This window comes from Microbacterium sp. USTB-Y (assembly GCF_023703415.1).
Classification (GTDB): Bacteria; Actinomycetota; Actinomycetes; order Actinomycetales; family Microbacteriaceae; genus Microbacterium.
Genome location: NZ_JAGMTU010000002.1, coordinates 20,539 through 34,753 on the forward strand (window position 1 = coordinate 20,539; position 14,215 = coordinate 34,753).

Here is a 14,215-nt window from a genome sequence, read left to right on the forward strand (position 1 = left end):
CGTGCGCTCGCGAGAATCGGGCCCCGGCGACGCCGGGACCCGATTCCACCGGGGGATGGTCAGCTGAACTGATTCATCGTGTTGTCCTTGCCGCCGGCCTTCAGCGCCGCGGCTCCGGCGAAGTACTCCTTGTGGTTGTCGCCGAGGTCGCTGCCGGCCATGTTCTGGTGCTTGACCGTCGCGATGCCCTCGCGGATCTCGCGGCGCTGCACATCGCGGACGTAGGTCAGCATGCCCTCGTCGCCGAAGTACCCCTTGGCCAGGCTGTCCGTCGACAGCGCGGCCGTGTGGTACGTCGGCAGGGTGATGAGGTGGTGGAAGATCCCGGCGCGCGCCGAGCCGTCGCGCTGGAACGTGCGGATCCGCTCGTCGGCGAGACGGGCCAGCTGGGTGTCGTCGTAGTCGACGCTCATGAGGTTCCCGCGATCGTAGGCCGAGACGTCCTCGCCCTGTGCGGCGAGCTGGTCGAAGGCCTGCTGGCGGAAGTTGAGGGTCCAGTTGAACGACGGGCTGTTGTTGTAGACGAGCTTGGCGTTCGGGATCACCTCGCGGATCCGGTCGACCATGCCGGCGATCTGCTCCACGTGCGGCTTCTCGGTCTCGATCCAGAGCAGGTCGGCGCCGTTCTGCAGCGAGGTGATGCAGTCGAGCACGCAACGGTCCTCACCGGTGCCGGGGCGGAACTGGTACAGATTGCTCGCCAGCCGCTTCGGGCGGAGCAGCCGGCCCTCGCGGCGGATCACGACGTCCCCGTCGCTCAGGTCGGCCTCGCCGATCTCCTCGACGTCGAGGAAGGCGTTGTACTGGTCGCCCAGGTCGCCGGGGGAGGAGGACACCGCGAGCTTCTGCGTGAGCCCTGCACCGAGGGAATCCGTCCGGGCGACGATCACGCCGTTGTCGATGCCGAGCTCGAGGAAGGCATAGCGGACCGCGTTGATCTTGGCGAGGAAGTCCTCGTGCGGAACGGTGACCTTGCCGTCCTGGTGACCGCACTGCTTCTCGTCCGACACCTGGTTCTCGATCTGGATCGCGCAGGCGCCCGCCTCGATCATCTTCTTCGCGAGCAGGTAGGTCGCCTCCGGGTTGCCGAAGCCGGCGTCGATGTCGGCGATGATCGGGACGACGTGCGTCTCGTAGTTGTCGATCTGCGACTGGATGAACTCGACGGCGGTCTCGTCGCCGGCGGCCCGTGCGTTGTCCAGTTTCGTGAACAGCAGGTCGAGCTCGCGGGCGTCCGCCTGGCGGAGGAACGTGTAGAGCTCCTCGATGAGCGCGGGGACCGAGGTCTTCTCGTGCATCGACTGGTCGGGGAGCGGGCCGAACTCGGATCGGAGTGCGGCGACCATCCACCCGGAGAGGTAGAGGTAGCGCTTGTTGGTGCTCTTGAGGTGCTTCTTGATCGAGATGAGCTTCTGCTGGCCGATGAAGCCGTGCCACACGCCGAGCGACTGGGTGTAGACCGAGGAGTCCTCGTCGTACTCGCTCATGTCGCGGCGCATGATGTCCGCCGTGTACTGCGCGATCTCCAGGCCCGTCTTGAAGCGGTTCTGCGCCCGCATCCGTGCGACGTACTCCGGGTTGATCGCATCCCAGCTGGATCCGTGCTGCTTCTTGAGCGCCTCGATGGCGGTCTCGTCGTTCTGGAACGCGGTCATGATGTTTCCTCCGTGTGCTGGCGGGCCGCCGGGAGCGGGTGCCCTGCGGTTTGGTTCCACCATGCCCAACATCGATCGGTCCTTCCGGCCAATAGACGGGAGAAGATTCTGCAAAATTCTGCAATCAGGAACAGATTCCCGTCCCCGTAGACTCGATGCGTGTTCAGAGGCCGATCGACCGCCGCCGCGCAGGCACCCCTCGTGACGGCGGGCGCACTGCTTCTGGCGCTCACCCTCGCCGCATGCACCCCGGCGGGGTCGGCGCGCCCCTCCGCGTCGAGCGGGCCGTCCGGCACGGGCCGGGCTTCGGCGCCGACGACCGCTGCACCGGCTCCCCAGCTCGTGCCCGGAGGTACGGCGGACGAGAACCTCCCGCTGTTCCGCGCCGTGACCGAACGCGTCTGGGCCTCGGAGCAGCGCGAGTCGGGCCGGGCGTACATCGACGCGCTCGCGGCAGCCGGCTTCGACCGCGGTGCGATGCAGGTGACCGAGGATCGCTCGACCGTGGACAACCCCGCCGAGAGCATCCAGTTCTCGGTGCGCTGGGGTGATGCCTCGTGCCTGGTGGGTCAGGTCGGGCCGTCCACCGGGGATCCGGTCACGGCGGTGCTGCCGCAACTCGACGGCGGCGCCTGCCTCGTCGGCAAGACCGCGCCCGTCGGGCCGTAGCCGCCCCGGTAGGCTGGAGTGTCGATCCCGAGGTCCTGAGCCTCCAGGCCCGCCGCCGTCCGCCCGGTCCCCACGATCGTCATCACGACAGAAGGAGTGCCCTCGTGGCCGAATACATCTACTCCATGGTCCGCGCCCGCAAGGCGGTCGGCGACAAGCTCATCCTCGACGACGTCACGATGGCGTTCCTGCCCGGAGCGAAGATCGGCATGGTCGGTCCGAACGGTGCCGGAAAGTCCACCATCCTCAAGATCATGGCGGGGCTCGACACCCCGTCCAACGGCGAGGCCAAGCTCAGCCCCGGCTTCAGCGTGGGCATCCTGATGCAGGAGCCCGAGCTCGACGAGACCAAGACCGTCCTGGAGAACATCCAGGAGGGTGTGGCGATCAAGGCCAAGGTCGACCGGTTCAACGAGATCTCGGCGCAGATGGCCGACCCGGATGCGGACTTCGACACCCTGCTCGCCGAGATGGGCGTGCTGCAGGAGGAGATCGACGCGGCCGACGGCTGGGATCTCGACTCCCAGCTCGAGCAGGCCATGGACGCGCTGCGCACCCCGCCGGGGGACGAGCCGGTCACCAAGCTCTCCGGGGGCGAGAAGCGTCGCGTGGCCCTGGCGAAGCTTCTGCTGCAGAAGCCGGATCTGCTGCTGCTCGACGAGCCCACCAACCACCTCGACGCCGAGAGCGTGCTGTGGCTCGAGAAGCACCTGCAGGCGTACAAGGGCGCGGTGATCGCGATCACCCACGACCGGTACTTCCTCGACAACATGGCGGAGTGGATCGCCGAGGTCGACCGCGGCCGCCTGATCGGCTACGAGGGCAACTACTCCACCTATCTGGAGAAGAAGGCCGAGCGCCTCGACATCCAGGGCAAGAAGGACGCGAAGCTCGCCAAGCGCCTCAAGGACGAGCTGGAGTGGGTGCGTTCGAGCGCGAAGGGGCGTCAGACCAAGTCGAAGGCGCGTCTGGCCCGGTACGAGGAGATGGCGGCGGAGGCCGAGCGCACCAGGAAGCTCGACTTCGAGGAGATCCAGATCCCCGCGGGTCCGCGTCTCGGCAACGTCGTGATCGAGGCGAAGAAGCTGAAGAAGGGCTTCGGCGATCGCTCGCTCATCGACGGCCTGAGCTTCAGCCTGCCGCCCAACGGCATCGTCGGCGTGATCGGCCCGAACGGCGTCGGAAAGACCACGCTCTTCAAGACGATCGTGGGCCTGGAGCCGCTGGACGGCGGCGACCTCAAGGTCGGCGAGACCGTCAAGATCAGCTACGTCGACCAGTCGCGCGCGAACATCGACCCCGACAAGACCCTGTGGGAGGTCGTCTCGGACGGCCTCGACATCATGATGGTCGGCAAGACCGAGATCCCGTCGCGGGCCTACGTCTCGAAGTTCGGCTTCAAGGGCCCGGACCAGCAGAAGAAGGCCGGCGTCCTGTCCGGAGGCGAGCGCAACCGTCTCAACCTGGCCCTCACGCTCAAGGAGGGCGGCAACCTGCTGCTCCTCGATGAGCCCACCAACGACCTCGACGTCGAGACCCTGGGCTCCCTGGAGAACGCACTGCTGGAGTTCCCCGGCTGCGCCGTGGTGATCACGCACGACCGGTGGTTCCTCGACCGCATCGCCACGCACATCCTGGCGTACGAGGGCACGGACGAGAACCCCGACCAGTGGTACTGGTTCGAGGGCAACTTCGAGTCCTACGAGGCGAACAAGATCGAGCGCCTCGGTGCCGACGCGGCCAACCCCCACCGCTCCACGCACCGCAGGCTGACGCGTGACTGAGACCGGCGACGCCGGTGCGCCCGCGGCGGCGGCCCCCCTCGGGGTCGCTGCCGGGCAGCGCCTGCACATCCCGATCCAGCTGCGCTGGGGCGACCTGGACGCGTTCAACCACGTCAACAACACCTCGATGCTGAAGCTGCTCGAGGAGGCGCGGGTGCGCGCGTTCTGGCGCCCGGGCGAGGGGGAGCACGGCCCCAGCACCGCCGTGCTCGACTCCGGACTCGATGCCGGCGCGCTGACGCTCGTGGCACGGCAGGAGATCGAGTACTTCGCTCCGGTGCCGTATCAGCGGCACCCGCTCGAGGTGCAGATGTGGTTCGGCAAGATCGGCGGCTCCAGCGTCGAGGTCTGCTACGAGGTGTTCAACGACGCCTCGTTCGACGAGCGCGTGCTCTACGCGCGCTCGACGGCGGTCATCGTGCTCGTGAGCGCGGAGACCGGGCGGCCCGTCAGGATCAGCCAGGAGATGCGCGGCGCCTGGGCGCCGTACGTCGGTGCTCCGATCGTCTACGCGCACCGCTGAGCGGATCGGGGCGTCTCAGGACGCGGGCACCCGGATCGTGATCTCCTGCGCGACGCTCGCCACCAGGTCGCCGTCTCGGGTGTAGATGCGGCCGCGGGCGAGACCTCGTCCGCCGCGCGCGTTGGGCGAATCCTGCACGTAGAGGAGCCAGTCGTCGACCCGTCCGGGACGGTGCCACCACATCGCATGGTCGAGGCTCGCGACCTTGAGCCCCGGAGTCGCCCAGCTGAGCCCGTGGGCGCGCAGGACCGACTCCTGGATCGACATGTCGCTCAGGTACGCCAGGGCGGCGCGGTGCAGCGCGGGATCGTCGGGGAACGGGGCGCGCAGCCGCATCCACACCGCCTGCCGGGCGATGTGCTCCGCGCCGGCGTCGCGGAACAGCGGCCCCTCGACGTGCCGCATGTCGACCGGACGCTCCGCCAGCATGCGCTGCGAGAGCGGGTGGATCCCGTCGGAGAGCTCCTCGTCGGGGCGCAGGTCCTCCGGGGCGGGGATGCCGTCGGGCATCGGCTCTGCGTGCTCGATCCCTGGGTTCTCGTCCTGGAAAGAGGCGATCATCGAGAAGATCGGCACGCCGTTCTGGTAGGCCTGCGATCGTCTGGTCGAGAAGGAGCGGCCGTCGTGGATCCGGTCGACGGCGTAGGTGAGCCCCTGCGAGGCGTCGCCGGCGCGCAGGAAATAGCCGTGCATCGAGTGCGGGATGCGCCCGTCCGGCATGGTCCGCTCGGCGGCGATGATCGACTGTCCGAGCACCTGGCCGCCGTAGATGCGACCGGTCGGCATCGGGTGCGAGGCGCCGGTGAAGATGTCCTCCGTGGTGCGGGCGTCCGTGGCGCCGAGATCCAGGATCCCGAGCAGCATGTCGACCGATCGCCGGGCGTCCTCATCCGAAGCCATGGGATCCTCTCCGCCGGGAAGGCGGGCGGGGAGCCGCACGCCGATTGATAGTTTAGAGGGCGTGCCCACGCCCCTGATCCTCGCCGACGCCGACACCGCGCGCGACGCGCTCACCTTCGTCTCCCGTGCCGCGCGGGCCGGCGACGAGGGCGTGCGGCTGCAAGCCGACGGCGGCGTCCTAGCGATGACCGCGGCCGCGCTCGCGCCGCAGACGCTGTTCGACGCCACCCCGACGATCCTCGCGATGCGCATCGTGCACGCCGACCCGGAGCTGCGCTGCGACATCGTGATCGATGAGCTCACCGCCACGGACGATCCGCGCTCGCTCGCCCTGCCCGACACCGGGCTCAGCCCCGCCTGGGCCGGCATCGCGCCGCCGCGCGGCGGATGGGCGTCCGCAGGGGCGCTCGGCGCCGACGTCATCGCGCAGCGCGCGCAGTGGGGGATCTCGGCGGTCGCGCACGGATCTCCGGCCGGCGCGGGGGAGGACGCCGTCCGTTCGCTGCGGGCCGCGATCTGGGGCGAGCCCGACGAGGATCTCCTCGGCCTGCCCCGGGGGGTCGCGTTCGCCGCGCACGCGTTCGGCTTCATCTCGGGCGCCGAACAGGTGCCGGTCATGACTTCCGGCCGGTGGACGCGGCTCGCATTCTCCCGCGGGCATGTGCTCAGCCGGGGTCCCGCCGCGGTGGGGCTGACGGCCGTGCGGGCGACGGGCTCCGCAGGCTGAGTCCGCCCGAGGCGAATCCGACTCAGCCGCGTGCGCGCCGGGCGGGGTCCGCGGGCGCCGATCCGTGGGATCTCTCGCGCTCCCACACGACGGCCACGAGGTCATCGAGCGGCATCCCGAACGCCGCGGCGAGCTTGAGCCACGTCTTGAGGTCGCCGTAGTGCCGTCCCTGCGAGAGGTTGATCAGCGTCTGCCTGCTGACGCCCGAGCGCTCTGCGAGCTGATCGAAGGTGAGGCTCGACGCGTGACGGGCCTTGTTGAACGCCACGCGGAGCTGATCCAGATCGGGCTCGGGCGGCGTGAAGGGCACATCTCAAGTCGATCGGTGCGGGCGCATCGAGTCAGCACAGAGAACTGTACTTTCAGTACAACTCTCTGTATCGGGATGGTGACCGCCCGTCCGCACGGCGGCGGTTCTCGGGACGGCTCCCGGTGCGGTCAGACGGCCTGTGCCGCCGCGCGTCCCGCGGCGCGGCCGGAGAACAGGCAGCCGCCGAGGAACGTCCCCTCCAGCGCGCGATACCCGTGCACTCCGCCTCCTCCGAAGCCGCTCGCCTCGCCTGCGGCGAACAGCCCGGGGATCACGGTGCCCTCGGCATCCAGCGCACGCGCCTCCAGGTCCGTCTCGATGCCGCCGAGGGACTTGCGGGTGATCACGCGGAGCCGGACCGCGATGAGAGGTCCGGCAGACGGATCCTGCAGCCGGTGCGGACTCGCGGTGCGGATCAAGCGGTCGCCCCGATAGGCCCGGGCGGAACGCAGCATCGCGATCTGCGCGTCCTTCGTGAAGTCGTTGCCGATCTCGCGATCGCGCGCCACGACCTCCTCCCGCACGCGCTCCGGATCCAGGGCCTCGCCGCCGGGGAGCTCCTGCATGCGTGCGACGAGGCGGTCGAGATCCGTCTCGACGACGAAGTCGTCGCCTCGGTCGAGGAACGCCTGCACCGGGTCGGTCGGTCCTTTCGCGAGCCGCGAGCGCACGAGCAGCGGCACGTCCTTGCCGGTGAGGTCCGGGTTCTGCTCGCTGCCGGACAGCGCGAACTCCTTCTCGACGATCTGCCGGGTCGTGACGAACCAGGAGTGGTCGTGACCGGTGCCGCGCAGGTGGGCGAGCGTGCCGAGGGTGTCGAAGCCGGGATAGAGCGGGACGGGCAGGCGACGTCCGGTCGCATCGAGCCACAGCGACGAGGGGCCGGGCAGGATGCGGATGCCGTGGCCGGGCCACACCGGATCCCAGTTGCGGATCCCCTCCACGTAGTGCCACATCCGGTCGCCGTTGATGAGACGAGCGCCCGCCGCCGCGGACACCGTCTGCATGGAGCCGTCGACATAGGCGGGCACCCCGGTCAGCATGTCGGCCGGCGGTGTGCCGAGGCGGGCCGGCCATGCGGCGCGTACCAGGTCGTGGTTGCCGCCGATGCCGCCCGACGTCACGATCGTGGCCGCCGCGGTGATCTCGAACATGCCGACCGCGTCGCGCGCGCTCGGCTCGCCACGCCCCGCGGCGGAGGAACCGAGGATCTCGCCCTGCGCTCCGGTCACCGCGCCGTCCTGCATGGTGAGCGCGGTCACGCGGTGCCGGGGGAGCACCGTCAGATGCCCGGTCCGCTCCGCCTGCTCCAGGGCCGCCTGGAAGGGGGCCACGATGCCCGGTCCGGTGCCCCAGGTGATGTGGAAGCGGGGCACCGAGTTGCCGGGTCCCAGAGCTCCGTACCCGCCGCGCTCGGCCCAGCCGACGACCGGGAAGAAGCCCACCCCGCGCTCGCGGAGCCAGGCGCGCTTCTCGCCGCTCGCGAACTGCAGGTACGCCTCCGCCCAGCGCCGCGGCCAGGCATCCTCCGGCCGGTCGAAGCCGGCATTGCCGAACCAGTCCTGCCGCGCCAGCTCGTAGGAGTCCGTGATCCCCATGCGGCGCTGCTCGGGGGAGTCCACGAGGAACAGCCCGCCGAAGGACCACCAGGCCTGCCCGCCGAGGTTCGTGCGCGGCTCCTGATCCACGACGATCACGCGTCGGCCCGTCGCGGTGGCCTCGGCCGCCGCGACGAGCCCGGACAGTCCCCAGCCGATGATCAGGACGTCGGTGGAGTGGATGCTGGTCTTCGCCGTCATGAGGTCTCCGTCGATCTCTCAGGTGAGGCGGACGGCGCTAGAGCGTCGGCCGGCCTCCGGCGTCCGGGCCGATCCCGGACGGTTCGAACGTGTTCACCATGGCATGCGCGGCGCGTTCGAGGTAGTCCCACAGCGTCGCCTCCTGGATCGGCGGGAGCCGGGCGTCGTCCACCGCCGCGCGCATGCATCGCAGCCAGCGGTCGCGGGCGTCGGGATCGACGTGGAACGGCATGTGCCGCATCCGCAGCCTAGGGTGACCGCGCTGCTCGCCGTAGGTCGTGGGGCCGCCCCAGTACTGCTCCAGGAACATCCGGAGACGGTCTGCGGCAGGACCGAGATCCTCCTCCGGGTACATCGGCTTCAGTACCGGATCGAGCGCCACCTCGCGATAGAACACCTCGACGAGGCGCTGGAACGTCGCGTGGCCGCCGATCTCGTCGTAGAAGGACACCGGCTCGGTCATCGTTCGTCTCCCGGGTTCTGGGGATCCTGCGGGCTCTGCGGATCGGGAAGCGGTGGCAGGGGAAGGCTCTGCGGCGCGGAGGGTGGAGTCTTCGGCTTCTCCGTCTTCTTCGGCGCAGAGGAGCCCGTGGGTGCCGGCTTGGTGCGCGGCGGCGGGGTGACCGTGGCCGGTTTCTCCCCGGCGGTCTTCTTCTTGCGCCAGAATCCGCGCTCGGGCACCGACGGCGTCGCCACCGGGTTGGGGCGGGTGCGCGGCGGGTTCGCCCCGTGGACCCGCCGGGCGCCTTCGGGGCCGGCGAGCTGGACGGTCGCCATGCTCGGCACGGTCAGGTCCATTCCGAGCACGGTGTCGCGCAGGCGCATCCGCAGCTCCTGGGCGACGTCGTCCATCGCGTTCGTGCGCGTCTTCATGACCACCCTGATGACGAGCGCGTCGCCGTCGATCGACTCGAGTCCCCAGATCTCGGGCTTCTCGATGATGCGGGTGCGCCACTTCGGGTCCTTCGCGAGTCCCTGCGCGGTGGTGAGCAGCGCCTCCTCGACGGCGGGGACGTCCGCATCGGCCGGCACCCCGAGGTCGATGATCGCGCGCGCCCAGCCCTGGGACATGTTGCCGATCCGGGTGATCTCGCCGTTGCGCACGTACCAGAGCGTGCCGTTCGCATCGCGCACCTGCGTGATGCGCACGCTCACGTACTCCACGACGCCGGAGGCGAGGCCCAGATCCACGACGTCGCCGATGCCGACCTGGTCCTCGGCGACGAGGAACATGCCGTTCAGCACGTCCTTGACGATGTTCTGGGCCCCGAAGCCGAGACCCGCGCCGACCGCGGCGGTGAGCAGCGTGAGGGATCCCAGCAGGGTGGGTTCGATAATGTTCACGATCAGGACGACGGCGACCACCACGAGGATGACGTTGACGATGTTCTGCAGGATCGTGCCGAGCGTTCTCGTGCGCTGCACGAGCCGCATGTCGGCGAGCGGGGATCGCTCGAGCGCCCTCGTGTCCGTCACCTCGGCCTTGGACTTGGCGCCGGCGACGATCCTCCGCACGACGCGCCGGATGACGAAGCGGAGGGCGTAGGCGATCATCGCGCATACGACGATCGTCACGACGCTCCACAGCGCCTTCATGCCGATGTCGCCGAGGACGGTGAGGACCTGGGTCCAGGTGTCGGCGGCCTTCTCTGCCTGATTCGCGAGGGGGACGATGTTCATCGCTCCCGATCCTATGACCGCGCCCTTGGCGGGTTCTGAACGGCGACGGCGCTTCCCGGTGATCCGGGCGCCGGGTGGCCCGGAGACGACGAAGGGCCGGGGGAGAGCGAACTCCCTCCGGCCCTTCGAGGCGGTGCGTCAGGCCTGTGCGTCGGCCGTCACGGCCTCGGCGGCCTCCGCATCGCGAGCCTGGGCGGCCAGGGCGCGCTCGACATCGGCGAGGTTCTCGAACACGAGGCGACGCAGCGCAGGAGCGGCGTCCTGGTGGGCGGAGAGCCAGGCGCGGGTCGCGTCGCGCAGGGCGACGTTCGCGAGCGCCTTCGGGTACAGGCCGACGATCAGGTAGTTGGCGACCTGGAACGTGCGGCCCTCCCAGATCGGGAGCAGGGCGTCGAAGTACTGCGGAACGAACGGCTCGAGCAGCGCGACCCCGGCCGGGTGCGTGAAGCCGAGCGCCGCGGAGCGGACGATCGTGTTGGACAGGTCGTCGTGGTCGACGAGGGACGCCCAGGCGGCCTGCTTGTCCTCGGGCGTGGGCAGCGCCGCGCGGGCCTGGGCGGCGAACTCCCCGCCCTTGGCGGTGTTGTCGCTCTCCAGCGCCGCGTCGATCGCGGCGCCGTCGACGGCCCCCACCGTGGCGAGGCCGACGAGCAGCTGCCAGGAGAGGTCGGTGTCGATCGTGAGCCCGTCGAGTGTCAGCGCGCCGTCGCGCAGGCGACGGACGACGTCGGCGTGCTCGGCCGTGGTGAGCGAGTTCGCGAAGGCCGTGACGAACTGCAGCTGGCTGTCCGAGCCGGCCTCGGCGCCCTGGGCGAGCGCCCACAGGCCGTCCGCGACGCGCGTGCGGGCGGCGTCGCGGTGCTCCGGCGTGACGTACAGCGCGGCGGCGGTCTGCAGCTGGCCGAGGGTGGTGCGCACCGTGGTCGACTCGGTCTCACGGCCGATGTTGCCGAGCACGAGGTCGATGTAGTCGCTCGCCGCGCTCTCGGCGTCGCGGGTCTGGTCCCAGGCCGCGCCCCACACGAGCGAGCGGGCCAGCGGGTCGCTGATGTCGGCGAGGTGCGCGACGGCAGTCGCCAGGGAGCGCTCGTCGAGGCGGATCTTCGCGTAGGCGAGGTCCTCGTCGTTGAGCAGCACCAGGTCGGGACGCTTCAGGCCCTGCAGCTCGGGGATCTCGGTGCGGTCGCCGTCGACGTCCACCTCCACGTGGTGGGTGCGCACGAGGGCTCCCGAGGCGTCGAGGTTGTAGAAGCCGATGCCCAGGCGGTGCGGGCGGATCGTCGGATAGTCGGCGGGGGCGGTCTGGGTGACGGCGAAGCGGGAGATGGACCCGTCTCCGGCCTCGGCGATGACCGGCGCGAGCGTGTTGACGCCGGCGGTCTCCAGCCACTTCTTCGACCACACCGTGAGGTCGCGGCCACTGGTCTTCTCCAGCTCGACGAGCAGGTCGCTGAGCTCGGTGTTCTGCCACGAGTGCTTCTTGAAGTACTCGGAGACACCGGCGAAGAACGCCTCGATGCCCACCCAGGCGGCGAGCTGCTTGAGGACGGATCCGCCCTTGGCGTAGGTGATGCCGTCGAAGTTCACCTGCACGTCGTCGAGGTCGTTGATCTCGGCGACGACGGGGTGCGTAGAGGGGAGCTGATCCTGGCGGTAGGCCCAGGTCTTCTCCATCGCGTTGAAGGTCGTCCAGGCCTCGGTCCACTCGGTGGCCTCGGCCGTGGCGATGGTCGACGCCCACTCGGCGAACGACTCGTTCAGCCACAGGTCGTTCCACCACTTCATGGTGACGAGGTCGCCGAACCACATGTGGGCGAGCTCGTGCAGGATCGTGACGACGCGGCGCTCCTTGACGGCGTCGGTCACCTTGCTGCGGAACACGTAGGTCTCGGTGAAGGTCACCGCGCCCGCGTTCTCCATGGCGCCGGCGTTGAACTCCGGCACGAAGAGCTGGTCGTACTTCGCGAAGGGGTACGGGACGCCGAACTTCTCCTCGTAGTAGGCGAAGCCCTCGCGGGTCTTGTCGAAGATGTAGTCGGCGTCGAGGTGCTCCCACAGGCTCTTGCGCCCGTAGACGCCGAGCGGGATCACGGCGCCGGAGGCGCTGGTCAGCTCGGAGAATGTCGCCTCGTAGGGGCCGGCGATGATCGCCGTGATGTACGAGGAGATCCGCGGCGTGGGCTCGAAGCCCCAGGTGGCGACCGCGCCGGCCTGTTCGGATCCGGTTCCGTTGGACGCGTCGTGGTGGATCGGCTCGGGGGTGGGGGAGTTCGAGACGACCTTCCACGCGGCGGGTGCGGTGATCGTGAACTGGAACGTCGCCTTGAGGTCGGGCTGCTCGAACACGGCGAAGACGCGACGGGAGTCGGGCACCTCGAACTGCGAGTACAGGTAGACCTCGCCGTCGACGGGATCCACGAAGCGGTGCAGGCCCTCACCGGTGTTCGTGTACTCGCAGTCGGCGTCGACCACGAGCACGTTCTCGGCCGCGAGGCCGTCCAGGGCGATCCGGGAATCGGCGAAGGCGCCCGTCGGATCGATCTGCTCCCCGTTCAGGGTGATCTCGCGCACTTCGCGCGCGATCAGGTCGATGAAGGTCGAGGATCCCTCGGTCGCAGTGAAGCGCACCACGCTGCGGGATCCGAACACCTCCGCACCCTTGGTCAGGTCGAGCGCGATCTCGTAGGACTCGGTGTCGACGATCGCGCGGCGCTCCTGCGCCTCGATGCGGGTGAGGTTCTCTCCAGGCACTGCTCAGACTCCCAGGGGTGAGGGTTTCGGCCGCAAGATCCGCGCTGCTGGCGCCGGCGGCAACCCTCCCAGCCTACGCCAGAGCGCGTCTCGCACGGTTTCCCGGGTAACCGCGGCGAAAGGAGTCGCGGTGAGGGCGCTCGGCGGCGGCAAAGGAACTTCAGGAGAAGATGGGAGGGTGAGTGCTCGAAACGTGACCGCAGCAACCGTCCCCTTCGCCTCCGCGCCTGCCGCGAGCGGGCCCGAGTTCGTCGAGACCCCCGTCGCCTACGACGGGATCCTGCTCGCAGGATTCGGCGGACCCGAGGGGCAGGACGACGTGATCCCGTTCCTGCGCAACGTCACCCGCGGCCGAGGGATCCCGGATGAGCGCCTGGAGGAGGTCGCGCACCACTACCGGCACTTCGGCGGGGTGAGCCCGATCAACGCGCAGAACCGCGCCCTCAAGGCCGCGCTGGAGGCGGAGCTCGCACGCCGCGGCATCGACCTGCCGGTGTACTGGGGCAACCGCAACTGGGCGCCCTACCTCTCCGACGCGGTGAGCGAGGCGTCCGGCAACGGCGACACGACGCTGCTGGCCTTCGCGACGAGCGCCTACAGCTCGTTCTCCAGCTGCCGTCAGTACCGCGAGGACTTCGCCCGGGTGCTCGAGGAGACCGGTCTCGGCGAGACCGTGACGATCGACAAGATCCGCCCGTTCTACGACCACCCCGGGTTCGTCACGTCCTTCGTGGAGGGCGTGCGGGACGCCATCGAGTCGTTCACCGCCGACGGTGCGGACCCGGCCGCGATCCAGGTCCTGTTCACCACCCACAGCGTGCCGACGGACGACGCGTTGCGCTCCGGCCCTCGCGATGTGGACTGGGGCGCGGGCGGCGCCTACGCCGCGCAGCACGAGGCCGTCGCAGCCTGGGTCATGAGCCGTGTCGCCGAACTCGTGCCGTCCGCCGCCGACGTGCCGTGGGAGCTCGTGTACCAGTCGCGTTCGGGCCCCGCCTCGCAGCCGTGGCTCGAGCCCGACATCTGCGACGTCATCGAGGAGCTGCCCGCGCGCGGGCGCACCGCGGTCGCCGTGGTGCCGCTGGGCTTCGTGAGCGACCACATGGAGGTGCTCTGGGATCTCGACACCGAGGCGAAGGACGCGGCCGCCGAGGCAGGGCTCGCTTTCGTGCGCACGCCGACGCCCGGAGTCTCGGACTCCTTCGTCGCGGGGATCGTGGACCTCGTCCTGGAGCGTCTCGAGGGCCGCCCGGTCGCGGACCGCGCGCACGTCACCGCGCTCGGTCCGGCGTTCGACGTGTGCCGCCCCGGCTGCTGCGAGAACATCCGCGCAGGGTTCAAGCCGGCCGCCGCCGGCATCGCGCCCTGAGCCGCCGGCGAGGGAGCGCCGTCACGCCGCCCCGCTGCGCAGACGGCG

At 69.9% G+C, this 14,215-nt stretch carries 12 protein-coding genes; 5 read left to right on the forward strand and 7 right to left on the reverse strand.

Translation table 11 applies throughout. The annotated features are described in order from the left end of the window. Nucleotides 1-59: 59 nt before the first annotated feature. On the reverse strand, nt 60-1,655 hold the full coding sequence (locus J8G10_RS03740; protein WP_251439440.1) for an isocitrate lyase: 1,596 nt from the start codon (nt 1,653-1,655) through the stop codon (nt 60-62). A 159-nt stretch (nt 1,656-1,814) separates the two neighbouring features. Between J8G10_RS03740 and J8G10_RS03745 the strand changes: the two genes are divergently transcribed. The 3 genes from J8G10_RS03745 to J8G10_RS03755 all read left to right on the forward strand — a co-directional run bounded on the left by J8G10_RS03745 (nt 1,815) and on the right by J8G10_RS03755 (nt 4,631). Further along, a complete protein-coding gene (locus J8G10_RS03745) occupies nt 1,815-2,324 on the forward strand; it encodes a hypothetical protein (RefSeq protein WP_251439441.1) in 510 nt (169 codons plus the stop codon). Nucleotides 2,325-2,428: 104 nt separating this feature from the next. Further along, entirely contained in the window at nt 2,429-4,108 is a 1,680-nt protein-coding gene (ettA, locus tag J8G10_RS03750) for an energy-dependent translational throttle protein EttA (protein WP_251439442.1), read from the forward strand. After that, entirely contained in the window at nt 4,101-4,631 is a 531-nt protein-coding gene (locus J8G10_RS03755) for an acyl-CoA thioesterase (RefSeq protein ID WP_374208754.1), read from the forward strand. Before ettA ends, J8G10_RS03755 begins: the two co-directional genes overlap by 8 nt. A gap of 15 nt (nt 4,632-4,646) precedes the next feature. Here the strand turns inward: J8G10_RS03755 and J8G10_RS03760 are convergent, their stop codons facing one another. Next, nucleotides 4,647-5,531 (reverse strand): acyl-CoA thioesterase II, encoded by an 885-nt coding sequence (locus tag J8G10_RS03760; RefSeq protein ID WP_251439444.1) that lies wholly within the window; start codon nt 5,529-5,531, stop codon nt 4,647-4,649. A 61-nt stretch (nt 5,532-5,592) separates the two neighbouring features. Here J8G10_RS03760 and J8G10_RS03765 point away from each other — a divergent pair, with 61 nt between their 5' ends. Then, complete coding sequence (locus J8G10_RS03765; RefSeq protein ID WP_251439446.1) at nt 5,593-6,258, forward strand: hypothetical protein; 666 nt, start codon at nt 5,593-5,595, stop codon at nt 6,256-6,258. 22 nt (nt 6,259-6,280) lie between these two features. Here the strand turns inward: J8G10_RS03765 and J8G10_RS03770 are convergent, their stop codons facing one another. The 5 genes from J8G10_RS03770 to pepN form a co-directional block, all read right to left on the reverse strand. Beyond that, complete coding sequence (locus tag J8G10_RS03770) at nt 6,281-6,568, reverse strand: helix-turn-helix transcriptional regulator (RefSeq protein ID WP_251439448.1); 288 nt, start codon at nt 6,566-6,568, stop codon at nt 6,281-6,283. Between the two features lie 128 nt (nt 6,569-6,696). After that, nucleotides 6,697-8,367: an FAD-binding dehydrogenase gene (locus tag J8G10_RS03775; protein ID WP_251439451.1), complete on the reverse strand. Its 1,671-nt coding sequence runs from the start codon at nt 8,365-8,367 to the stop codon at nt 6,697-6,699. A gap of 37 nt (nt 8,368-8,404) precedes the next feature. Then, on the reverse strand, nt 8,405-8,830 hold the full coding sequence (locus tag J8G10_RS03780; protein WP_251439453.1) for a globin: 426 nt from the start codon (nt 8,828-8,830) through the stop codon (nt 8,405-8,407). Continuing rightward, nucleotides 8,827-10,047, reverse strand: a complete 1,221-nt coding sequence (locus J8G10_RS03785; RefSeq protein ID WP_374208755.1) for a mechanosensitive ion channel domain-containing protein — start codon at nt 10,045-10,047, stop codon at nt 8,827-8,829. Before J8G10_RS03785 ends, J8G10_RS03780 begins: the two co-directional genes overlap by 4 nt. Before the next feature lie 138 nt (nt 10,048-10,185). Further along, on the reverse strand, nt 10,186-12,798 hold the full coding sequence (gene pepN / locus J8G10_RS03790) for an aminopeptidase N (protein WP_251439455.1): 2,613 nt from the start codon (nt 12,796-12,798) through the stop codon (nt 10,186-10,188). Between the two features lie 193 nt (nt 12,799-12,991). Here pepN and J8G10_RS03795 point away from each other — a divergent pair, with 193 nt between their 5' ends. Further along, nucleotides 12,992-14,167, forward strand: coding sequence for a ferrochelatase (locus J8G10_RS03795; RefSeq protein ID WP_251439456.1), 1,176 nt, complete (start codon nt 12,992-12,994; stop codon nt 14,165-14,167). Nucleotides 14,168-14,215 lie beyond the last annotated feature (48 nt).